This is a genomic window from Proteus sp. fly-1089, assembly GCF_040138965.1.
In the GTDB taxonomy this organism is placed as follows: Bacteria; Pseudomonadota; Gammaproteobacteria; order Enterobacterales; family Enterobacteriaceae; genus Proteus; species Proteus vulgaris_B.
On sequence record NZ_JBEETS010000008.1, the window covers coordinates 112,864 to 136,134 of the forward strand.

Genomic DNA, 23,271 nt, shown 5'->3' on the forward strand with positions numbered 1-23,271 from the left:
GAGTGCTTATTAAGCCAAAAAAGAGCCTTTCAAGGCTCTTTTTTATTGCATTACTTTTCAATTTCACCCATTGAATTAGGATTAGGTGGGTTGGGTAAATTCTTTTTTTCTGATGAGCCAAATCCATTGGATAACGTATTAATCAGCGTACTTTTCTTCATCGAAATAATCGCATCTTGTGCGGGTTTTAACCATGTGGCAGGTTTTGGCTCTTGCGGTTGTTCTGTAGGTGGTACAACTTTTGGTGGTTCGGGCTGTGCTGGTTTTTCTATTTGTGGTTTTAATAGACTACTTGGTGCGACTAGTTGAATATCCGCTGGGAGTAAAGGCAGTTGTTGTTGCAATGCTCTGACGGTAGAAGGATGAGGGTGTCCAATAGCGATGGCTGAGCCATTTTTTCGCGCTAAAGCAATTGCACGAGCAAGTTGTTGGCGAGTCTCAGCTTCTGTTTGCACGTTATCGAGAAAAACATGACGACGCAAAGAGGGAACACCCGCGGCTTTAGCTGCAATAGCAGCTTGTGTATTACCAATGGTTACGCTATCTAAAAAATAGAGGTTTGAGTGATTAAGCGCTTTAATGACTCTATCCATCGCTTGTCTATCTGATGTCATTGCACTGCCCATATGGTTATTCATACCGACGGCGTAAGGCACATTATTAATAGCATGTTGAATAATGCGATTAATTTCAGCCTGATCCATTGACGGTTTTAGGGTATCACGCTCTAAAGGCTGTTTACTGATAGGAGCCATGGGCATATGGATGAGAATTTCCCGCCCTTGTGCATGGGCTTTATTCGCCACTTCTTTACCATGAGGTGAGTCAGGCAAAATGGCAATAGAAACCGCAGTTGGAAGTTGTAAAATTTGGTTATCTTCTTTTTTACGATAACCAAAATCATCAATCACAATGGCTAATTTGGCCGCAAATGCAGGTGTACTCACAACCAGACTTAGCAACATTAAACTAAGTAAAAAAGCACTCTTGCGTTGTAATGTGCCAAGTAATTTCAAACCTACCTCCCAAGCCAAGGGACAGGGTTCACTGCTTTTCCTTGACGTCTAATTTCAAAATAGAGTGCTGAACGCTCTTGTCCACCACTATTACCGACTAAAGCAATAGATTGGCCTGCTTTTACTTGCTGACCGACATTTACTAAAGCACTTTGGTTATAACCGTAAAGGCTCATATCACCTTTTCCGTGTTCAACCACGACAACCAAACCATAACCTTGAAGCCAATCTGCAAGTAATACACGACCATCAGCAATCGCTTTTACCTCAGTGCCTTGGGCTGCAGGTATAACAATTCCTTTCCAACGCAATTCACCAGAGCCAGAAATAGATTCACCAAAACGGTGTAATAAAGAGCCTCTAATTGGCCAAATTGCTTGTCCTGCGGGTTTGCCTAAACCACCTGTACGTGACATCAATGATTGCTCTTCAGCCGTTGGTTTATAGGTTGAACCTCGCTGTTGGGCTTCACGTTGTTTAGCGGCAATGCGGGCAGCCTCTCGAGCCTCTCGCTCTGCGCGGGCTTTAGCTTCTCGCTCTGCTTGTGCGATTTTATTTCTTAATTGGGCTTCGTTAGCTCGCATAGTGGCTAAGTTTTTCTGATCCGCTTTTAAGGTGGATTCAAGTTGAGTTAGTGTTTTTTGTCGAGCCGCTAATGCGTTATCAAGCTTTTGTTTTTCTTGCTGCTGTTTAGTTAAGACTTGTTTTTGTTCGTTTTGTTTTGCTTGCTGCGCGGTTTTTTCCGCTTCCAGTTCTTTTGATGTTTGAGCCAGTTCGGCCATTGTCTCTTTTCGTGCATCATTGATATAGCTGTAATATGCCAAAATACGCTCTTCACGCTGACCCTCTTCACCACGAAATAAGAGTTCAATACCTTGGTGTTTACCCTGACGATAAGCGGCGTCCATTTGACGGGCTAATAACGCTTGTTGTGAATGATATTGTTTTTGTAGGCGTGCAATATTCGCGGTAATTGTTTTGATCTCTTTACCTAAAGTTTGTAAGCGACTTTGAGTTTCATGCACTGAACGACCTGCATTAGAGATTTGTGTCTCTTGTGTTTTTAATTGATTAAGAAGTGCAGTTCGTTGTTTTTGTTGTTCTTGAACTTGTTTTTCTTTTTCCGCAATCGTGGTTTGTAGATCTTTTAGTTGATTGCGATTATCTGTTAATGAATTGGCAAAAACAGGAGTGGCTGAAAATAGAGTGGTACTAATAAGCAACGTGATTAACGGTAAAGAAAATACACGATAAGACTGATGTGTTTTTTTTTGAAGATCCATTTTCTCTGCCATCTGACCAACGTACCTTTCATAACAGTTTGTAAGATTATTTCATGCCACAAAACAACTGACCAGCTAACATGAAATAAAGCCGAAATTTCAGATAATACCTAACAGGTAATCTATTCAATTAATAAGAGATTATAAAGCAATAATAGAAGGAGAGAGGAAAAAAGAGGCAATCAGTGTGACAGCGCAATAAAATATCACGCTGTTCACGAGAGAAATTATTCGACGATAGTACCCCAAAGGTCATATTCATCTGCGTGTTCAATAAGAACACGAACGATTTGTCCTGGCTCTACATCAAACTGCTCGTTAAGGTAAACTGCACCATCAATTTCAGGTGCATCAGCCATACTTCGACCAATAGCGCCTTCTTCATCGACTTCATCAATCATCACAAGTAGCACTTTGCCAATTTTCTCTTGTAAGCGTTCAGTCGAAATTTGTTGTTGTAGTTTCATAAAACGGTGATAGCGTTCTTCTTTTACTTCTTCAGGTACTTGATCGGCTAATTCATTCGCTTTCGCGCCATCAACAGGGCTGTATTTAAAGCAACCTACACGATCTAAACGTGCTTCGGTGAGAAAATCCAATAACATTTGGAAATCTTCTTCTGTTTCACCCGGAAAACCAACAATAAAAGTAGAACGTAAGGTTAATTCAGGACAAATTTCACGCCAGCGTTTTACACGCTCTAAGGTGCGCTCAACGGAGCCAGGGCGCTTCATTAGTTTTAAAACTTTCGGGCTTGCGTGCTGTAATGGAATATCTAAATAAGGCAAAATTTTGCCTTCAGCCATTAAAGGAATAACATCATCAACATGTGGGTATGGGTAAACATAATGCAAGCGAACCCAAATCCCTAATTTTGCGAGCTGTTCGCATAAACTCACCATACTGGTTTTAACTGGCATTCCATCCCAAAACCCTGTTTGGTGCTTAGTATCAACACCATAAGCAGACGTATCTTGTGAGATAACCAGTAATTCTTTTACCCCTGCGTTGACTAATCTTTTGGCTTCATTTAATACTTCACCAATTGGGCGACTATCTAAATCACCACGCATGGATGGGATGATGCAGAACGTACAACGATGATTACAACCTTCAGAAATTTTCAAATAGGCGTAATGGCGAGGTGTTAACTTGACACCTTGTTCGGGTACAAGGCTGATAAAAGGGTTGTGATCAGGTTTTGGCACATAGTGATGAATATGTGATAAAACTTGTTCATAACTATGAGGCCCTGTGATTTCGAGTACCTTTGGGTGCACTTCACGAATTTGATTCTCTTTTGCACCTAAACAACCGGTAACAATGACTTTACCGTTTTCATCGAGTGCTTCACCAATTGCTTCTAGTGATTCTTGTACTGCGCTGTCAATAAACCCACAGGTGTTGACGATGACTAAATCAGCATCATTATAGGTAGGAACAACTTGATAACCTTCTGTGCGCAGTTCGGTTAGGATACGTTCAGAGTCCACTAAATTTTTAGGACAACCTAATGAAACGAATCCAATTTTAGGCACTTGATTTGTTTGCGACATGCTCGTGTTCTCAATACTTTTAAATAAATAACAGATTGTTGTTTCTCAGACAGGTATGAATTTTACGCAAAGGGCAATTTCTACGTAAATAGCCATTATAAGGGATGCTGATTTATTAATAGCTTGCCTGAAGAGGGATCTTGTAGAGTAAAAAGGGGTGACCTTTTTAATTCATCATTTTTCATAAATCCGGTGCTAATGGTACATAAATCCGTCAATAAAAAAAATGATTGTTGAGAAACTTTCCGCAAAAACTGAAAGAGAAACGCAGGAATAGGCTGTAATTGCGCCATGACAAAGGTATACTTTGGCTCTTTGATACTATTTTTAACTAACGAGAGTGATTGCATCCTATGCTGCAAGAAGTAATGCAATTTTTCAACCGGCACACCCTGTTAAGTTTTGTTTGGGTTGCGCTGCTGGTGGCGGTCATTGTATTGACCTTTAAAGGGCTTTTTTCTAAGACGAAAAATATTTCCCGTACAGAAGCGATTTCTTTGATAAATAAAGAGAATGCGGTATGTGTTGATATCCGTAGCCGTGATGAATTCCGTAAAGGACACATCATTGATTCTATCAATTTAACGCCTTCTGAAATCAAAAATAATAATATTGCTGAGCTGGAGAAATATAAATCACAGCCAGTTATTGTTGTATCACCGTCAGGCATTGAAGGTGCAAAACCTGCTGAAAGCCTAATTAAACTCGGTTTTGAAAAAGTCTTTATCTTAAAAGATGGTCTTTCAGGCTGGAGTGGTGAAAATTTACCACTGGCTAAGGGTAAAAAATAACGAGCGAGCAGATTGAGTTCTATACTTACTGCTATTCAATTAATAAGGATATAAAAAGGTAAGATTATTATGTCAGAACAGCAAAACCAAGAGATGACTTTTCAAATTCAGCGTATTTATACAAAAGATATCTCTTTTGAAGCGCCTAATGCTCCACAAGTTTTCCAAAAAGAGTGGCAACCAGAAGTTAAATTAGATCTAGATACATCTTCTAATACTTTAGCTGAAAACGTGTATGAAGTTATTTTGCGTGTCACAGTAACTGCAACTATGGATAACGAGACTGCATTCCTGTGTGAAGTGCAACAAGCAGGTATCTTCACTGTTGAAGGCATTGAAGGCACTCAATTAGCACATTGCTTAGGTGCATATTGCCCTAACGTTCTGTTCCCTTATGCTCGTGAATGTATCACTAACTTAGTCAGCCGTGGTACTTTCCCACAACTGAACTTAGCACCAGTTAACTTTGATGCGTTGTTTATGAACTATTTACAACAGCAACAAACTGATGCTGCTAATGAAGGGGCTGAAGAAGCTTAATGAACGCTTCTATGACAGTTATCGGTGCCGGTTCATACGGCACCGCTTTAGCGATTACCTTAGCGCGCAATGGCCATGATGTTGTGCTTTGGGGTCATGATCCTGAGCATGTTGCGGCGTTAGAACAAGCACGCTGTAATCAGGCATTTCTGCCCGATGTTTCCTTTCCTGATAGTTTATACATGGAAGCTTCTTTGCAAAAAGCCATTGAAGCCAGCCGTAATATTCTGGTTGTGATCCCAAGCCATGTTTTTGGTGACGTATTACAGCAGATCAAACCCTTTTTACGTCAGGATGCACGTGTTGTTTGGGCGACAAAAGGACTTGAGGCTCATACTGGTCGCTTATTGCAAGATGTAGCGCGTGAAGTATTAGGTAATGAAATCCCGCTTGCAGTTTTATCTGGCCCTACTTTTGCCAAAGAACTTGCTGCAGGTCTGCCTACTGCGATTTCTGTTGCATCAACGGACAACACCTTTTCTGAAGAGTTACAACAGTTGTTCCATTGTGGTAAAAGTTTTCGTGTGTATAAAAATCCTGACTTTATCGGTGTGCAATTAGGTGGCGCGGTAAAAAACGTGATTGCTATTGGCGCAGGTATGTCTGATGGTATGGGGTTTGGTGCGAACGCACGTACAGCACTAATTACTCGTGGCCTTGCTGAAATGAGTCGTTTAGGTAAAGCATTAGGTGCAGATGCCGCAACGTTTATGGGAATGGCGGGGTTGGGGGATTTAGTTTTAACCTGTACCGATAACCAATCTCGTAATCGTCGGTTTGGCATGATGTTAGGTCAAGGGCTTGATGTTGATACGGCACAAGAAAAAATAGGTCAAGTAGTTGAGGGCTATCGCAATACCAAGGAAGTCCGCGCATTAGCAGAACAAGTTGGTGTTGAAATGCCTATTACTGAGCAGATCTACCAAATTTTATATCAACATAAAGACGCGAAAGAAGCGGCATTATCTTTATTAGGTAGAGCCACTAAAGATGAGATAGACAGTAATCTATTCTAAGTCTATTTTAGATAGTTGCTTAAGGCATCAGTTTTGGTTTTAAACATAAGAAGCCTAAGTTTTTACTTAGGCTTCAATGTAAAAGAATGAGAGTGAGCATGTCGCTAGAAGAACTAAAAAAAGTCTGGGATCATATTAAAGGTGAAGCTAAATGTTTGGCGGATTGTGAGCCTATTTTGGCGAGCTTCTTCCATGCGACATTACTCAAGCATGAAAACTTAGGTAGTGCCTTAAGTTATATGCTGGCGAATAAATTAGCGACTCAGACTATGCCTGCGATTGCTGTTCGTGAAATTGTTGAAGAAGCATATCGTAGCGATGCCTCGATGATTGAATGTGCTGCTTATGATATTTCAGCGGTTCGCTTGCGTGATCCGGCTGTTGATAAATACTCAACACCACTGCTTTATTTAAAAGGCTTTCATGCCTTACAAGCTTATCGTATAGCTCACTGGTTGTGGAACCAAGATCGCAAAGCCCTTGCTGTTTATCTGCAAAATCAAATTTCTGTGACCTTTGGTGTCGATATTCACCCTGCTGCGCGCATTGGCCACGGTATTATGCTTGATCACGCAACAGGTATTGTGATTGGTGAAACAGCAGTTGTTGAGAACGATGTCTCAATCCTACAGTCTGTCACTTTAGGCGGGACAGGCAAAACAGGGGGAGATCGTCACCCTAAAGTCCGTGAAGGTGTGATGATTGGTGCGGGTGCTAAAATCCTTGGTAATATTGAGATTGGTCGCGGTGCCAAAATTGGTGCGGGATCAGTCGTTTTACATGAAGTTCCTGCACACACTACCGTTGCTGGCGTTCCTGCTCGCATTGTCGGTAAACCTACCAGTGACAAGCCTTCATTCGATATGGATCAACACTTTAATGGTGTGGTGCCGGGTTTTGAATGTGGTGATGGCATTTAATGGCATTAGCAGAAGTTACACTTTCTGAACTTAAGGCTTGCTTACACGCCGAGTATATTGGCGATAACAAGCCTTTTAGTTGGATACGTCTTTTTCACCGTGTCTTTTTTTGCCAACGTTCACGTTACCTATTTTGGTGGCGTGTCGCCCAATTCTTTTATTTTTCTAAAAATCGTTTTCTTAAAAAATTAGGCATTCGTATTGGTGCTAAAAACAATCGTAAATATTGTAACGATATCTCATTAAGAACTCGCATAGGTAAAGGCCTTTCGTTACCACATCCAATCGGGATTGTACTGACTAATTACTGCCAATTAGGTGAGAACGTAACCTTAATGCAAGGTGTGACCATTGGAGTAAAAGAAAAGGATGGCAAAGCAGATATTCGAGTTGGCAACCATGTTTATATTGGTTGTAATTCTTCGATTATCGGTGGTGAGATAGAGATTGGTGATAATGCAGTAATTGGTGCTCACGCATTAGTATTAAAGGATGTGGGAGAAGAGTGTCGGTATATTACAAAAGTTGTTGCCGAAATCAGACAATTATCAGAGTCATAAATTAAATTTTTAGCTGTTTGAAATAAAAAAAGCGCTAGTCATTATTTATGATCAGCGCTTTTTAATTTCAGTCTCTTAGCAATGCACCAGGATAACCGAGTTGACGCCATGCCTCAAAAACCACAACGGCAACGGTGTTTGATAGGTTCATACTGCGACTATCAGCAAGCATTGGAACTCTGATTTTCTGCTGTGTTGGCATATTATCCAATACATAAGGCGGTAACCCACGGGTTTCAGGTCCAAAAAGGAGATAATCTCCATCTTGATAGCTCACATTGCTATGTGCTGGTGTGCCTTTTGTTGTTAACGCAAATACACGCGCACCTGTCGGTGATTGTGCATTATCTGGGTTTAAACCTTCACTTTCTAAAAAAGCATAGTAATCATGATGCTGTTTAATATCAGCAAATTCACGATAATCAAGCCCTGCACGACGTAGGCGTTTATCATCCCAAGTAAAACCCAAAGGTTGGATCAAATGAAGATGAAAGCCTGTGTTAGCACACAGGCGGATAATATTACCCGTATTCGGTGGAATTTCGGGTTCAAATAAGACGATATTGAGCATAAAAAATAGGTTTAATCGTTACCAAAGAGATCACGAGTATAAACTTTTTCTTCAACATCGTTTAGTGCAGATGCCATTCTGTTTGTAATAATCACATCAGAGATTGATTTAAACTCATTTAAATCACGAACTAATCTTGAGTTAAAGAAAGTTTCTTCTTTCATCTCTGGCTCATAAATTACCACTTCAATCCCTTTGGCCTTAATACGTTTCATAATGCCTTGGATAGAAGAAGAACGGAAATTATCAGAACCCGACTTCATAATTAAACGATACACACCGACGACTTTTGGTGATTTTGCAATAATAGAGTCTGCAATAAAGTCTTTACGTGTGCGGTTAGCTTCTACGATTGCACTAATAATATTATTAGGAACAGAGTCGTAGTTTGCTAAAAGTTGTTTAGTGTCTTTTGGTAAGCAGTAACCGCCATAACCGAATGATGGGTTATTGTAATGATTACCGATACGAGGATCTAAGCAGACACCCTCAATAATTTGTTTTGAGTTCAGACCATAAGATTCGGCATAGCTATCTAATTCATTAAAGTAAGCAACACGTAGCGCTAAATAAGTGTTTGCGAATAATTTAATTGCTTCTGCTTCTGTTGAGTCTGTAAAAAGAACATCAATATCTTTCTTTAATGCGCCTTGTTGTAAAAGGTCCGCAAATTTTTGTGCTCTTTCTGATTGTTCACCAATCACAATACGAGAAGGGTATAAGTTATCGTAAAGCGCACGACCTTCACGTAAGAATTCAGGAGAAAAGATAATATTATTCGTATTATATTTTTCTCTCATTTCTTTTGTAAAACCAACAGGAATGGTTGATTTAATAATCATTGTCGTGTTTGGATTATATTCTAAAACATCACGGATCACAGACTCTACAGAAGAGGTATTGAAGTAGTTTGTTTTAGGATCGTAATCGGTTGGGGTTGCAATGATAACGAACTCAGCATCTTTATAAGCGAATTCTTTATCTAATGTTGCTGTAAAGTCGAGCTCTTTGGTTGCTAAAAACTCTTCAATTTCTTTGTCTGTAATTGGAGATATTTTTTTGTTCAGTAATTCAACTTTTTCTTTATTGATATCTAACGCAACAACTTTGTTGTTTTGGGAAAGAAGTATTCCGTTAGATAGACCGACATAGCCGGTACCGGAGATGGTGATTTTCATAGTTTCTCTTATCTAAGCCTTTATATAAACATAATATAGATGAGATTTTTTAACTTAATTATATCTTAATCAAATTTATTTTTTATTATATCTACATATTCTTTCGCCATTCGGCTAGATGATAAGTATTTTATAAAGTTGTTATGAATATCTTGACTATCTTTTTTTATACAAGAACTAATTTTTTCATCGAGGTTATTATCTTCATTAAAATTATAAATCTCACCGAAACATTTATTTAAATTAATAATTTCATTATGAGGGGGGATGTCAGATAAAATGCAAGGAATTCCAATAGATAAAGCCTCTAATACTGCCATTGGTAATCCTTCAAAAGTAGATGCAGATATAAAAATATCTGATTCAGATAGAATATCATCTACATGATTACTATAACCTTCAAAGATAATTTTACTATTAAATGAGTATTTTTTTCTTAATATTTCTTCTTCTGGACCTGAGCCTATAATACGCAACTTGAAATTACCATCTAGCATATTAAATGATTTTAAAAGGGCGTTAACATTTTTTCTTTTATCTAAGTTACCTACATAAACTAAGTTGATGGTTTTTTTTTCATTAAATAGATTTATTTTTTTTTCTTTTACGCCATTTCTAATGTACTTTGAAGCTAAATTATACTTTAATTTTATATATTCACTAACACTTTGAGATACAGAAATTACTGTGTCTACTTTTTTTAATGCATAAATATGAAGTAATGACATTATTATCGATTTAACTAATCCGTATTCATATCTGTAGTCAGGATATATATAGTTATGAAGAATAGATATTTTTTTCAGGTTTACTAGTTTAGGTAACGAAATATCAGATCTGAATCCTTGAGAAATAACCACATCGACATTTTTATGTAACATAATGTTTTTGAGTGCGGAATTTATCTTGAAAAAGTTATATCCATCATAATTAAATGATATTAATTCTATATTTAATTTTAGAAAATCATTATATCTTGATCTTTCTTTCTCAAAATTGGATAAGGAAAGTACTATTATATTGAAGTTATTTTCATTTATTTTTGATAGTAGCTCATATAACTGATTTACAGGACCACCCTTTTCTAGAGAGGATATAACAAAGAGAATATTTATTTTATTCAAATTGAGATCTCCACTTAGTAATATTTTCTAATGGGATTTTAATATCAGTAGTATAAGGATTATTAAAGAAATCTATATAGTTAGATATATCCCAATCTCTAGGTATTACATTTAAATTGAAATCTTTCTTTTTTTCTTCAGCTCTGTTATCAACTGAAATTATAGTAGTTCTTTTACCTTTTTGTAAGGCTCTAATTCCGGCATGAAGTCTAGTACCAATAAAATCTAAAGATCTATGATTATCAAGAATATAATCAAAAGATTTTAAATTAGCTGGTATTACATTTATATTATTTATTTCATTATTAAAACTCATAAAATAGTTGTAATCTTGGGAGCCTTGAGCCCAGAAATACACATTTTTGTATGCATTTTTTAATGATTTAATTAAAGTTAGGTCAAATTCTTTATTTTTTCTATAATCTGTTAAAGTAAATACAACATCGTCAGCCTTATTTTTTGGAATTAATTGACAATGCTCTGGAGTTAATGTCCACATAGTTGAGCATGATGTATTTATAACATTGTTTAAACCGATTTGCTTAAATTTTTCCTCTGTATAGCTATCTCTTACTGATAATAAATGTTGATTGGAAAATATTTTCTTTAGTAATGTTTTTGTATAGAAATCTGGAGAATTTTGATAGTTTCCCCAACCTACACCGAGAGATATAACGGGTTTCATTAATATTGAGTTTAAGTATCCAACATTCCATTGTCTATGTAAAAGCATTGATGAATTAAGGCAATTAGTGCCACATAAAAAATTTAATCCGATTTCTTTTTGTCTTTTTAGACCGACTCTAGTTATTCTCTCATGCGTAGGAAAATGAATTTTTTGAGCATTTGGGAATAATTCAGATATCACTTTATAGCATGAATCCATTATAATAAAATCACCAACATTCATAGAGCAAATGCTTGTATCTAAAATACCTATTTTTGTATTAATATGATTTAGGTTTACCATTAAAATTTATCTCAAGTGAAAGTGAAAATGTAATGCTATTTTATATAAAATAGAGGTGGATATTCCAAATGTTAAAACTATAATACTAATTAGAAAATTATTTTTATCCAGAAAAATGCTTGCTAATGTTAATGTTGCCATTGTACAGAATAAGTTTATATAAAATAATGTATTATATTTATTTATAGATTTAAGTAAGTATGCATATATCTTAAATATTCCACTAAAAGTTTGATAAAAACATAGCATTAAAAGAATAAATAATGCAGTATAATTAAAATCATATAATAAAAAATAAGAAATGATAGAAATAAAGGTAAATAAAATAGATATAAGTAATCCATTTTTAAAGTATTTTATTTTTGTTTTTTCTATATTAATAAGATCTTTATTAACAATACTTTTTCTCAATGAAGGCATTAATTTATTTTCTATTGCAGAGAAGAAAATAGCAATAATACTTGAAAAGCTTAAACAAACTTTAGAAATTACAAAGGCTTGATCTGATATATGATTGTTAAAAATAATAAATATACCCTGAGTTGAAATCCAAAAACAAAACATTGATAAAGCTGACCATTTGCCTAAATTGATATAATTTTTTAGCTTTTGAGGAGAGAATAACATTTTTATATGAAAGATTACTTTATATTTAAGTGTTATTTGAATTAATATAAATAAAGATGAAATAAATAAAGATAATATTAAGTAAGATATGTAATATATATATTCTTCTATATTATAGACAAATTTAAGTGCTACATAAGATGATAAAGTGATACATACAAGTAGTAGTGAACTTATTCCTGCTTTTTTCTCGTCTTTTAGGATATATAAAATTCTTCTTAGATAGTCAAATAGGGGGAATAATAAACAGAGAAGTAATATATTGATAGATAAGAATAAGTTTTTTTCATGCATAAGATTACATATAAAAATACTGACTATGATACTAGATAATATTAATAATATTAAATTAAAAGAGTGGTATTCTTTTAATTTTTCAATGTTAGTACAGTAGTACCAAGTTGGTGAAATTATGAATGCAGCATTCACAACTAAAGATAATGATGTAAATGTTGTTATATAAATATATTTACTTGCTTCGTATTCATTTATAAATTTAGATATGAATAATATAGTACCAATATTTATTAAGGCAAATAGAAATTGATCTATGTATTTCCAAAGTTTATATTTCATTTTTTTCTTTTATATATTTACTGTATAAGATACTAAAGCTTATTAAATAGAAAAACATTTGATTATGAAATACACCGATTGTCATATCTGCTAATATATAGATTAAAAATAGATACAAGTGGCTGTTTTTAGTGCTAAATATTTTTAATATCATATAATATGAATAGTATATCAACAATAAATACACGATACCAAATCTAAAAATAGTAAGGAGTGTACCACTATCAAAGATAAATGGTGGCTCGCCACCAATACCAAATAAAATAGATTCGATATTTAGATTTGATATATAATCTAAAACTGATTTCCTATGAGTAACACCATAATCAGAACCGTCAATACTTCTGATAAAATAATTATAAATTCTATCATTTGTAACAAGAAAAAGGAAAAATAATAATAGTGATGTTATCCCACTTGTAATAATTATTAATATTTTTTTAATCGATTTTGTTTTTAATAGGTTAACGACAAAGTTGTAAAGAATATAACTTAAAATGGTTATTTTGCTAAAGCAAAGTAATAACGAGTATCCTATTAAGATTACTTTCTTTTTACTAAAATTCATAATACTCCAAAGAGAAAAAATAACAAGAAAGTAAGTAGCTAAAATGGTCGGCGAACCGATTAAACCAATAGGTCTAAATGCAACTTTTAAGTGAGTATTTATAATGTGATCAATATTTCCACCATAGTAAACATTACTCATCGCATTATAAACAGCATAGTTATAAAATAATCCATTTGAAAATAAAGGAATATTTAGTTTTTGTAATGTGGCTATTATTAGCTGAATTATGACGGAAATTATAATAAATTTAAAAAGAAATTCTTTTTTTAAATATTTCCATAGGATTAAAGAACTAAATAAAAATAGTACCATTTTAATCTGAATAAGAGGTAATAATATATCTTTTAAAAATAGATGTTCATTAAATAAAATCCTATATAATACTATCATTAAGCTAAATAAAATCGGGTATATGAGGATAAATATACCTTTATTTATATATGTCTTTCTTTTTATTAATTCTATGATAGATAAAAATAATGTAAAGCACATTAGAATATCAGGTATTAATATGGGCATTCCTGATATTCTAATTGTCGGTAAAAATATAGCAGAAAAAAACATAAAACAATAAATAAATGTTATGGTCATCTTAAGTATCTATATAAATATCGGACAAAAAAGGTTGGTGAAATTCGGATTAAGAAATAAGAAAAAATAAAAAAAATGTTTCTCATATTGGTCATTTTCAATTTTTTCATATAATAGGTCTTTATTTTTATCTCATTAAAAGCCTTTTTTAATCCCTTTCTTCTTTTTAACATATCATCAGATGTTCGATAATGGATAAGTGGTTTTTCGATATTAGAAAATTCACATCCATTTTCAATTAACAAAAACCAGAAAGCTAGATCTTCTGACAATACAGTATTTATAGGGTATCTAAAACCATTTAAAAAAATAGATTTTCTAAAAATAACACTGGGATGAACGAAAGGACATTTTTTGAAAATATTATCAACTAATTTACGATGCCCTGTTTCCATTTTTTTTATAATAGAAAAATTTGTACCAAATTCTTGACAGCTACTTCCTATAACATCCACAGCCTTGTTTTTTTCTAAGAATAAGACTTGCTTTTCTAATCTATCTGGAAAATTAATATCATCTGCATCCATTCTTGCTATATAAGTTACATCATTGTCATATTCTATAATATAATCAATGAGTTCATTCAATGATTTTGCTAATCCTTTATTCTCATTTCTGTAGAAGAATTTTATATCGTAAGAAGGGTTATTATTTTTATATTTCTCTATTAGCTCAATTATAGATGACTCTACAGGACCATCTATTTTTACCCTTAGTATCCAATTATTATGTGTTTGAATAAGGATGCTATCTAATGATTCTTTCAAAAATGAAATTTGATCATTTTTATAAACACTCATTATGAATGCGACTTTTTTATTTGATGGATGATTAATCATATTTTTCCATAGCTACCGCACTGGGTTTACGGCCCCCAGAGCGCCAGAATTCATCTCAGAAAACCCTTAACTATATGTAATATAAGAGTTTTATTATATAAGCATACTTTAACTATATGCTGAAAACCGCACTGAGAGTAGACTCTTCAAACCAGACGGTCAAGTAATAGCTGGGTATTTTAGCATTGATTGAGGATATATAAATACTGGAATAACGCTCGATTCAGCCAGATCATTCTGAATTGCATCATTAGATGCTAGCAAAAGGAATATGCCACTTATTCCTCAATAGGTGGCAGGATGTTTTGATGCAACAGTTTAATTACTTAATTTTAAAACACTTATACGTTACGTACTATTATTGAATTTATTGTTAAATATCAGTATGTTATTACACGGATGTGGTTTTATGATAGTGTCTGCTTGTTGTGATACAGCTCTATTATAATTTTATCTAGTTATTGGGTTCACATAAGATACTAAGCAGGAAAATCAAAGAGTAGGGGGGTATCAATAGAGCTAGCTGATTAATAATGGATAGTTTTTTAGCTAATACTATTGAATTAATATTGATTTGAAATGGATGCAACAAGCTAGGACTTATGTGAGTTAATAGCATCAGAATTGATCAGATAAAATTATTGTTATATTAGTGAAATGAGTTATTTAATATTTTTATCAATAAATTATCCTTGGTTATGATTTTTTTTACTTTCTAAATATTCTTGTTCTAAATTTAATAAGTCTTTTTTCCTTTCTTTGATTCTTTTTGCTGGATTGCCAAAATATATACCCCATGGTTTTGTGTTTTTTGTAACCATAGATAAAGCGCCAACAGCTGTCCCTTCTGCAATATTAACTCCAGGCATAATAATTGAATTTGTTCCTATAATTGCATGTTTGCCAATTATGATATTTTTTTCCTTTAATCCCTTATACTTCAGCGGTACAGTTGGATTTGTCATTGTTCTACCACTATAGTCATCAGACCCAGTGAATACATGACAACCATATGCTAACCCAGAAAAGTCTTCAAATAAAATACTGCATTTACCTGCGCTTAGGTTACAAAATGCGGCAATATGAATATTGTTTTTTAAATGAATTTTTCCAGATAAAATAACAAAATCATCGATACGACAGTCATTTCCAATTTCGATTTCTTCCGGTCTATATATGGATGTTTTTGTACTTATTTTACAATTTTCACCAATACTTTTAAAACCGATTTCTAATAGTTGTTCTTGAGTATAGAATGACATATTTAGCCTATATAATTTTAAAATTATTGAGTTGATTAATTATTTCATCTTTACTACAGTTCATTAGAATATCAATCATTGATAAATTACCTATAAAGGTAGATGAATTTATTTGTGGATAATTTGTGATTGATGGTTTGATAAATCCTAATTTTATATTTCTTTTTTGAAATTCTTCTTTATCATAGAGATCTATTCCTCCAACTGCATTTATATATTGTTTTGAATTATTTATTTTACATAAATCATATATTTTCTCTTGAGCACTATTTTTTCGATCATAATCAATGCTTGAGGAAAAATTATAGTTGAAATCTAATGAAAGATATTCAAATACTTTAATAATTGATAGTGATGTTATATTTGATACATTTCTTTTTTTATTATTGAATATTGATTCAATTAATGGATAGATGTCATGAAAATATTTTGACTTAGAATATGACATTTCTATTGTTAATAATATTTTTTTTGTTTCTTCAGTGAAATATAGTTCATTGATTAACTTATTTTGAGACGCCTGTTTTATTGGTAGTGAAAATAAAAAAACTCCATTCTTAGTTGCTATATTATTCCTATTTATATATCCTTTTTTTATATAATTAACATCATCATAAAATATAAAAAGATCACTACAGTAAGCTAATTGATAGTATCCTATATACGGGAACAGATAGGGTTGCATAACAGCTAATTTCATTATATTTCTATCCTGATTTTTTTTTGAAATTTATCTTCTTTAATAACATTTTTATTTTTTCTCGTAAAAATAAAATAGGTAAAAAATTTCTATATAAATATAATTTTTTTTGATTTCTATTTATATTTTTATAAAGATCCCAAGATTTTATAATTAATGATTTTGAGCTACACCATTCTTTTTTAAGGAATAACTGATTGGCATTTATCCTCATGAGATCTGCTAATGCAAAATTTATATCTATTTTATCGGCACCAAAATTAATCAATTTATATAAGTATTTCTCGTATTCATTTATTTCTGAAATTAAAAATTCTTTATTAATATTTTTTCTATTTTCGGACCAAGAACCTACTGAATTAATACGGTAGACGCATGTAATATCTGGTAAATATATAGCTCCCTTTCTTATACTACCTAGTATTTGGCAATAATAGTCGCCAATAGAGGCTCTTGAAAAATTATCTTTAAATAATTTGAAAACTTCTCTTCTAAATATAATGGAAGCAGTGGGCATATATGCACCACCCTGACGAATAACAGTGGAAAGAGATGAAATAGAAACTTGATCGTTATAGTTTGCAACAATCTCAATTTTTCCATTGGGTTGTAGTGTATAAGCTGAGCTGAAACATAAATTAATATTTTTTTCTGTTTCTAAAATTTTAACTTGTTTTGTTAGTTTATTTTCATCTATCCAAAAATCATCACCTTCACATAAAGCAATATACTTACCTGTTGTAAATGAAAATGCATTAATTCCAGGTTGTATTCCTTGTGAATAAATATTTTTAGATGGAATGATGTGTTTAATTATAGTGGGGTAGTTGTTTGCATATTTTTTTATTATATTTGATGTTGAATCTGTAGAGCAATCATCATGTATAATAAATTCATATCTATAAGATGTATTTTGGCAAAGCACACCAAGTATAGTGTCTTCTATATATTTTTCTTGATTATACGTACAACATATTACACTAACGATAACCTCTTCAGAGCTCCATCTATCAATTATTTCTTTTTCAGGAAGAGGTGTTTTTAACTTATTTATTGTCATTTTTTTAGCTTTTAATAACATTTATAATTCTGTTTAAATCATCATTACTTAATAAATGATGAATTGGTAGACAAATAACACTTTCAGATATTTTTTTTGCAATTGGTGTTTCTACTTTGTATTGGTTATAAATATTAAAGTCAGTGATTAATGGATAAAAATACCGACGGCTGATTATATTATTATCTTTTAATTTTAGATAAAGCTCATCTCTTTTTTTACTATATTTATTTTCATCGATTATTATAGGATAGTAAGAATAATTCCACATTAAGTTTTCTGGTATATTAGGTAGAGTAATGCCAGGTATATTACTCAAATGAGCATGATAAAACTCAGAGACTTTTCTTCTTTTATCTATTGCTTCATCGATATAGTTTAATGTAGCTAGGCCAAATGCAGCTTGTACTTCATTGAGTTTCGCATTGAAGCCTAACTCATCAATTACTGTTTCATTTGTGTAACCAAAGTTTTTATATCTATCGAGTTTTTCTTTCATTTCTTTGGTGTGACAAATAATTGCTCCCCCTTCGATGGTGGAGTAAGTTTTAGTTGCGTGAAAACTTAAAATAGATAGATCACCATTGTTTAATATTGAGCGGTTATTTTCTTTAACGCCAAAGGCATGAGCTGCATCATAAATGACAGGAATATTATACTTATCTGCAATTTTTTGTATTGCTTCATAATTACATGGGCGACCATAAACATGAACAGGTAAAATAGCACTTGTTTTATCTGTGATTGCAGCTTCTATTTTACTGGGATCGATATTATAGGTATCTGGTTCGATATCAACAAAGACAGGAGAGATATTGCTGTGTAATAGAGCGTGACTTGTTGCAACAAAACTATATGGTGTCGTTATCACCTCACCTTCAAGTTCTAATGCATTGATTGCTGCTATTAAGGCTAATGTTCCATTCGAGTATAAACTGATATAAGGGACATCTAAGTATTCACAAAGCGCGTTTTCAAGGCATTGGTGATAATACCCATTGTTCGTTAGCCATTTTTTATCCCATATATCTTTTAAGTAAGGTTCTAAAGTTTCTAATGGTGGGAACAATGGGCTTGTGACTGTTATTGTATTCATTAACTGATTCTCTGAAAGCTAAAAATATAGCTACCGCACTGGGAAAGTACCCAGAGTTCATGATGTGTATAATTTTGTTATTATACACAATGTAAATATATTAGTCTTAAAGAGAGCTTTATGAAATGCGGTAATGCATTGCTGGGGTAATATTATTAGATAGTCTGTTGGTTAAGTTATAAAAGTGTAATAAGTGATATATTTAGAGATGATTGTTATCTGATTATGTTATTCAGTAAGATATTATTGAAATGAAAAACTATATTTACAGATAACATGAAAATAAAACCACTAATCATAAGATTTGAATGACTAGTGGTTCTTTATGTAATTTAATTAAATTAGGTTTATTTTCCCGCTCTCGGCAACCAAATCTCAACCCTCAGCCCGCCTAATGGGCTATCATCAGCTTTAACATGGCCTCTATGTTGGCTTACTGCTGTTTCAACAATGGCTAATCCTAAGCCTGTGCCACCTGATTCACGATCTCTTGCTTCGTCAGTGCGATAAAATGGTCGGAAGATATGTTCTCTATCTTCAGGGCTAACACCTGGGCCATCATCATCAACAATAATGGTGATACCTTGATTTTGTTCAGTAAAGGCAACTTCAATGCGAGAATTTGAATAACGCAGGGCATTACGAACAATATTTTCAAATGCACTCGCCAGAGAATATGGATTGCAGTAAATAGGCCATGCTCCCGGAGGCGTTGTGACTTGCAGTGTCTTATTACTTTGTTCAGCTTCAAATTTAGCGTTATCTAAAATGTCATCCCATAGCTCGTTGGCTTTTACCGTTTCACGTAATAACTCATTTTTATGTTGATTACGAGAAAGTACCAGCAAGTCATTAATCATACCATCAAGGCGCTGAGTTTCTGTTTCGATACGTTCTAGCTCTTTGCTTTCACCACTACGACGACGCAACAATGCACTCGCTAATTGTAAGCGTGTTAATGGTGTGCGAAGCTCGTGAGAAATATCAGAAATCAATCGTTGTTGTGCCTCAACCATGCGTTCGAGGGCACTTATCATCTGATTAAAGCTGGTGCCTGCTGCTAAAAACTCTTGAGGGCCTGTTTCTAGTTCAGGATGAGGACGTAAATTACCTTTCGCAACATCATCAGCCGCATTCTTAAGTTGTCTTGCTGGTTTTGCTAGGCTCCAAGAAAGCCACACTAATAACGGTGTGCTGATAAGCATGGTAAATATGAGTAGCAATAACGGTTTATCAAATAATAAGTTGATAAAATCAGATTGAGGGCTACTTGATGGACGAACAAGATAAAGCTGGTAATGATCTTCACCATCTCTTACTGAAAATGGCCCTAACATCTCAGAACGGCCATATTTTTTCTTTTTAGGGTGATCGGCGTTATCAGATTGACCAATAAAATTTCTGACAACCTGCATCTCATTACGTTGAGCGCCGATAATGCGTCCTTCACTGGTTACGATAATTAAACGCTGACCAGGAGGTGCCCATTTATCAATAGCGCGAATTAATCGACGCCACCAAAGGAGATCGTTCGCGGGATCTTGTGCTAATTCCGCTTCGATATGTTGTTCTAGCATAACACCTTGACGGTATTCACTCTCTAAAAGAGGTGTAAGCTGGCGCGAGTCCAGCTTTGGAACCATCATAACTAGCATAAGAACTAATGCTAGCGTCAGCCAGAATATTGCAAAAATACGCGCTGACAGACTATTTATCATAAAGAATATTTATCAAGTTATTGAAACCATCAGATAACCACGTCCACGTAAAGTCTTGAACCACGGTTGTCCATCTGTTCTTTCTGGTAATTTACGGCGTAAATTGGAAATATGCATATCAATCGCTCTATCAAAAGGCGTTAAGCGCTTACCAAGCACTTCTTGACTTAGATGTTCGCGTGATACGACTTGTCCCAAATGCTGAGCAAGTAGATAAAGCAAAGTAAACTCAGTTCCTGTTAACTCTAGCGGTTCGTCATCAAAACTCGCTTCTTGTCGGCCTGGGTTAAGTTGTAGTTTATCAACCTGTAATGTTGGAGATGTATTGCTATCAGTCTGTTTTTGTTCGCTCCAGTTAGAACGACGTAAAATAGCTCTGATACGAGCAACCAGTTCTCTATCATTAAAAGGTTTTGGTAAATAGTCATCAGCACCAAGCTCTAAACCAAGTACTCGGTCAAGATCACTGCCTCTTGCCGTTAACATGATGACAGGGGTTTGGAAATTTTGGCGTAACTCTTTGAGTGTCTCAATCCCGTTTTTACGTGGCATCATAATATCCAGTAATAACAAGTCGATAGAAGCATCCAAAAGTTTAAGTGCTTGTTCGCCATCAGAGGCGATTACAACATTAAAGCCTTCCATTTCAAGCAGTTCTTTCAATAGCGATGTTAATTCGCGATCGTCATCCACTAATAAGATTTTATGCATTCGTCAATTCCTCCAAGAGAAAAATACGATAATAAATAGCGCGAATCTATGACTTTACGTTCTTTTACACGCTCTGACGCTAGTTTGCAGCCGCAACTGTATAGTAATCCACATAGCAAAGAATTACACATATTTAGGTAGCATTAATTAGGTCGGTATTAATCACCGAGTTTAGGAGTAAGAGCAATGCGTAAAGTAGCAGTAGTTGCATTAGCATCAATGTTTTTAGCAGCTCCGACGGTGGTATTAGCAGAAACCGCAAATACCAATCCGCCTACTGAGCAACAATATAATGGTAATTATCACTGCGGTTATGGCTATGGTATGCATGGCGACCGTGATTATAGAGGTCACCGCGGACAACGTGGCCATATGATGAATAACGGTGGACATATGATGGATCGCAATTATGGTGGATCTCATATGTTTAACGGCATCACATTAACCGAGCAACAACGTACTCAAATGCGCGATTTAATGCGCCAGCATCATCAAGACAGATATAACGGAAACTACCGTCAACGTCATGAGAATATGCATAAATTAGTTACTGCACCTCAATTTGATGAAGCTGCAGTAAGAGCACAAATGCAGGATATGGATAAACAAGCGATTGAGCGCCATGTTGAAATGGCGAAAGTCCATAATCAGATGTATCAGTTATTAACCCCAGAACAGAAAGCGCAGTTGGAAAAGAATTACCAACAGCAAATGTCAGATTTTGACCAACAAGGTCAACAGAATTAGTAATGAAGTAAGTAAGAGTGTAGTGCAGCAGTACCTAGTTAGAGAGTAAGTAGCAACAACGAAGTTTTTTCCTTGCCATAGACACCATCCCTGTCTTTTGCAGCCCCTCTGGAGAGGGGCTTTTTTTTGCCCGAAATCTACAACAACGCCTCTGGCGATTCAGGTAAAATCTGTCCACCATCGACGATAATTGTCTGGCCTGTAATATATTTTGCTTCATTTGAGGCAAAGAAGGCGGCGGCGTAGCCGATATCTTCTGGCTCACCTAAAGTATGTGTTGGGATAGAAGCCTTCATCTGATTTAAATATGCTTCACCTTGGGCTTGTAAGCCTTCAGTGAGGATATTTCCAGGCATCACGGCATTAATGGTAATACCATGACGAGCATATTCTAATGCTGCGCTACGCATAAAGCCAAGTTGTCCTGCTTTACTTGCGCCGTAGTGGCTCCAACCTGGATAGCCTGTGATTGCTCCTGTAATGGATGAGGTGATAATCACGCGACCTTGTTTTTGTTTCTCCATTACACTAAGTGCTGCTTTCACTAAAAAAAACATACCTTTCAAATTAACTGTATGCATTTTATCCCAATCAGCTTCGGTCATCTCTTTAATCGTTGCTTGAGGGAAAATGCCAGTATTGGAGCAAAGAATATCAAGTTTGCCATACTCTTTTACGACATCATCAACCACTTTTTCACAGGCGGATTGCTGAGTGACATCCAGGTGCATAAAACCGACATTTAATTCTTGTTTTGTTTTATTGCCAGCAACATCATCAATATCCGCAATAATCACCTTAGCTCCACTCTTTTTTAGGGCGATGACAATACCTTTACCAATGCCTTTTGCACCACCTGAAACCAAAGCGATTTTACCCGTTAAATCAAACATAAAACCTCCTATGTAAGTGTGAGTTCTACTGTATCAGTCTAGGTTGAAAAGCGGTAAATCACCCAGAGAACTTTGTTGTGGGTCACAAATGTACCTTAGATAATTATTTTCGTTGAATGAATGTCATCACGAAATAGAGAGATAAACGTTAGATAGAATGCTGTACTAGAGAAAAACTGAATATTTATCAAAATATGCCGATGCTATTTTTTAGCATAAATAGCGTTTTTTTGAGGTGAATGCAAAAAGGCAGTAAAGTGTCTGTATAAAAAGTGTTAACTTATTAGAGAAACACATTTGAGATAAGATAGTCTAAACTTTATACAGACTGTCTGATTAGTTTAATGCGCATCAA

23 protein-coding genes are annotated in these 23,271 nt (G+C 34.3%); 6 read left to right on the forward strand and 17 right to left on the reverse strand.

The features are described from left to right. Positions 1–50: 50 nt before the first annotated feature. The 3 genes from ABN080_RS15985 to rimO form a co-directional block, all read right to left on the reverse strand. Positions 51–1,016 (reverse strand): divergent polysaccharide deacetylase family protein, encoded by a 966-nt coding sequence (locus ABN080_RS15985; protein WP_349439600.1) that lies wholly within the window; start codon positions 1,014–1,016, stop codon positions 51–53. Positions 1,017–1,018: 2 nt separating this feature from the next. Then, on the reverse strand, positions 1,019–2,311 hold the full coding sequence (envC, locus tag ABN080_RS15990; protein WP_197269697.1) for a murein hydrolase activator EnvC: 1,293 nt from the start codon (positions 2,309–2,311) through the stop codon (positions 1,019–1,021). 215 nt (positions 2,312–2,526) lie between these two features. Then, positions 2,527–3,855, reverse strand: coding sequence for a 30S ribosomal protein S12 methylthiotransferase RimO (gene rimO, locus ABN080_RS15995; protein WP_072070442.1), 1,329 nt, complete (start codon positions 3,853–3,855; stop codon positions 2,527–2,529). Between the two features lie 353 nt (positions 3,856–4,208). On the opposite strand from rimO, the gene ABN080_RS16000 reads away from it, so the two are divergent. The 5 genes from ABN080_RS16000 to ABN080_RS16020 all read left to right on the forward strand — a co-directional run bounded on the left by ABN080_RS16000 (position 4,209) and on the right by ABN080_RS16020 (position 7,682). After that, on the forward strand, positions 4,209–4,646 hold the full coding sequence (locus ABN080_RS16000; protein ID WP_023583406.1) for a rhodanese-like domain-containing protein: 438 nt from the start codon (positions 4,209–4,211) through the stop codon (positions 4,644–4,646). 69 nt (positions 4,647–4,715) lie between these two features. Then, the gene (gene secB / locus ABN080_RS16005) at positions 4,716–5,186 is read left to right on the forward strand and encodes a protein-export chaperone SecB (protein ID WP_006534205.1); all 471 of its coding nucleotides are present in this window, start codon (positions 4,716–4,718) and stop codon (positions 5,184–5,186) included. After that, complete coding sequence (gene gpsA / locus ABN080_RS16010) at positions 5,186–6,202, forward strand: NAD(P)H-dependent glycerol-3-phosphate dehydrogenase (protein WP_023583407.1); 1,017 nt, start codon at positions 5,186–5,188, stop codon at positions 6,200–6,202. Before secB ends, gpsA begins: the two co-directional genes overlap by 1 nt. Before the next feature lie 98 nt (positions 6,203–6,300). Continuing rightward, positions 6,301–7,122: a serine O-acetyltransferase gene (gene cysE, locus ABN080_RS16015; protein ID WP_196554624.1), complete on the forward strand. Its 822-nt coding sequence runs from the start codon at positions 6,301–6,303 to the stop codon at positions 7,120–7,122. Next, complete coding sequence (locus ABN080_RS16020) at positions 7,122–7,682, forward strand: serine acetyltransferase (protein ID WP_349439601.1); 561 nt, start codon at positions 7,122–7,124, stop codon at positions 7,680–7,682. Before cysE ends, ABN080_RS16020 begins: the two co-directional genes overlap by 1 nt. A 67-nt stretch (positions 7,683–7,749) precedes the next feature. Here the strand turns inward: ABN080_RS16020 and trmL are convergent, their stop codons facing one another. From trmL to cpxR, 13 genes are all read right to left on the reverse strand, one after another. After that, positions 7,750–8,253, reverse strand: coding sequence for a tRNA (uridine(34)/cytosine(34)/5-carboxymethylaminomethyluridine(34)-2'-O)-methyltransferase TrmL (gene trmL, locus ABN080_RS16025; protein ID WP_036933349.1), 504 nt, complete (start codon positions 8,251–8,253; stop codon positions 7,750–7,752). A gap of 11 nt (positions 8,254–8,264) precedes the next feature. Then, a complete protein-coding gene (locus ABN080_RS16030) occupies positions 8,265–9,431 on the reverse strand; it encodes a nucleotide sugar dehydrogenase (RefSeq protein ID WP_072070439.1) in 1,167 nt (388 codons plus the stop codon). Positions 9,432–9,496: 65 nt separating this feature from the next. Then, the gene (locus ABN080_RS16035; RefSeq protein ID WP_349441504.1) at positions 9,497–10,555 is read right to left on the reverse strand and encodes a glycosyltransferase family 4 protein; all 1,059 of its coding nucleotides are present in this window, start codon (positions 10,553–10,555) and stop codon (positions 9,497–9,499) included. After that, positions 10,548–11,465, reverse strand: coding sequence for a polysaccharide pyruvyl transferase family protein (locus ABN080_RS16040; RefSeq protein ID WP_349441505.1), 918 nt, complete (start codon positions 11,463–11,465; stop codon positions 10,548–10,550). Before ABN080_RS16040 ends, ABN080_RS16035 begins: the two co-directional genes overlap by 8 nt. Positions 11,466–11,531: 66 nt before the next feature. Continuing rightward, the gene (locus tag ABN080_RS16045; RefSeq protein WP_349441506.1) at positions 11,532–12,728 is read right to left on the reverse strand and encodes a hypothetical protein; all 1,197 of its coding nucleotides are present in this window, start codon (positions 12,726–12,728) and stop codon (positions 11,532–11,534) included. Further along, on the reverse strand, positions 12,718–13,890 hold the full coding sequence (locus tag ABN080_RS16050) for a hypothetical protein (RefSeq protein WP_349441507.1): 1,173 nt from the start codon (positions 13,888–13,890) through the stop codon (positions 12,718–12,720). Before ABN080_RS16050 ends, ABN080_RS16045 begins: the two co-directional genes overlap by 11 nt. Further along, positions 13,887–14,729, reverse strand: a complete 843-nt coding sequence (locus ABN080_RS16055) for a glycosyltransferase (RefSeq protein ID WP_349441508.1) — start codon at positions 14,727–14,729, stop codon at positions 13,887–13,889. Before ABN080_RS16055 ends, ABN080_RS16050 begins: the two co-directional genes overlap by 4 nt. Before the next feature lie 686 nt (positions 14,730–15,415). Then, positions 15,416–15,991, reverse strand: coding sequence for an acyltransferase (locus ABN080_RS16060; protein WP_349441509.1), 576 nt, complete (start codon positions 15,989–15,991; stop codon positions 15,416–15,418). A gap of 7 nt (positions 15,992–15,998) precedes the next feature. Continuing rightward, positions 15,999–16,691, reverse strand: a complete 693-nt coding sequence (locus ABN080_RS16065) for a WbqC family protein (protein ID WP_349441510.1) — start codon at positions 16,689–16,691, stop codon at positions 15,999–16,001. 7 nt (positions 16,692–16,698) lie between these two features. After that, entirely contained in the window at positions 16,699–17,772 is a 1,074-nt protein-coding gene (locus tag ABN080_RS16070; protein ID WP_349441511.1) for a glycosyltransferase, read from the reverse strand. Further along, positions 17,756–18,847, reverse strand: a complete 1,092-nt coding sequence (locus tag ABN080_RS16075) for a DegT/DnrJ/EryC1/StrS family aminotransferase (RefSeq protein WP_349439609.1) — start codon at positions 18,845–18,847, stop codon at positions 17,756–17,758. The genes ABN080_RS16070 and ABN080_RS16075 overlap by 17 nt, the downstream gene beginning before the upstream one ends. 347 nt (positions 18,848–19,194) lie before the next feature. After that, on the reverse strand, positions 19,195–20,565 hold the full coding sequence (gene cpxA / locus ABN080_RS16080; RefSeq protein WP_196554610.1) for an envelope stress sensor histidine kinase CpxA: 1,371 nt from the start codon (positions 20,563–20,565) through the stop codon (positions 19,195–19,197). A gap of 12 nt (positions 20,566–20,577) precedes the next feature. Next, entirely contained in the window at positions 20,578–21,276 is a 699-nt protein-coding gene (gene cpxR / locus ABN080_RS16085; protein ID WP_109409897.1) for an envelope stress response regulator transcription factor CpxR, read from the reverse strand. A 186-nt stretch (positions 21,277–21,462) separates the two neighbouring features. On the opposite strand from cpxR, the gene cpxP reads away from it, so the two are divergent. Beyond that, complete coding sequence (cpxP, locus tag ABN080_RS16090; protein ID WP_072070672.1) at positions 21,463–22,023, forward strand: cell-envelope stress modulator CpxP; 561 nt, start codon at positions 21,463–21,465, stop codon at positions 22,021–22,023. 137 nt (positions 22,024–22,160) lie between these two features. Here cpxP and fabG read toward each other — a convergent pair whose 3' ends face one another. Further along, positions 22,161–22,916: a 3-oxoacyl-ACP reductase FabG gene (fabG, locus tag ABN080_RS16095; protein WP_349441512.1), complete on the reverse strand. Its 756-nt coding sequence runs from the start codon at positions 22,914–22,916 to the stop codon at positions 22,161–22,163. Between the last annotated feature and the right edge of the window lie 355 nt (positions 22,917–23,271).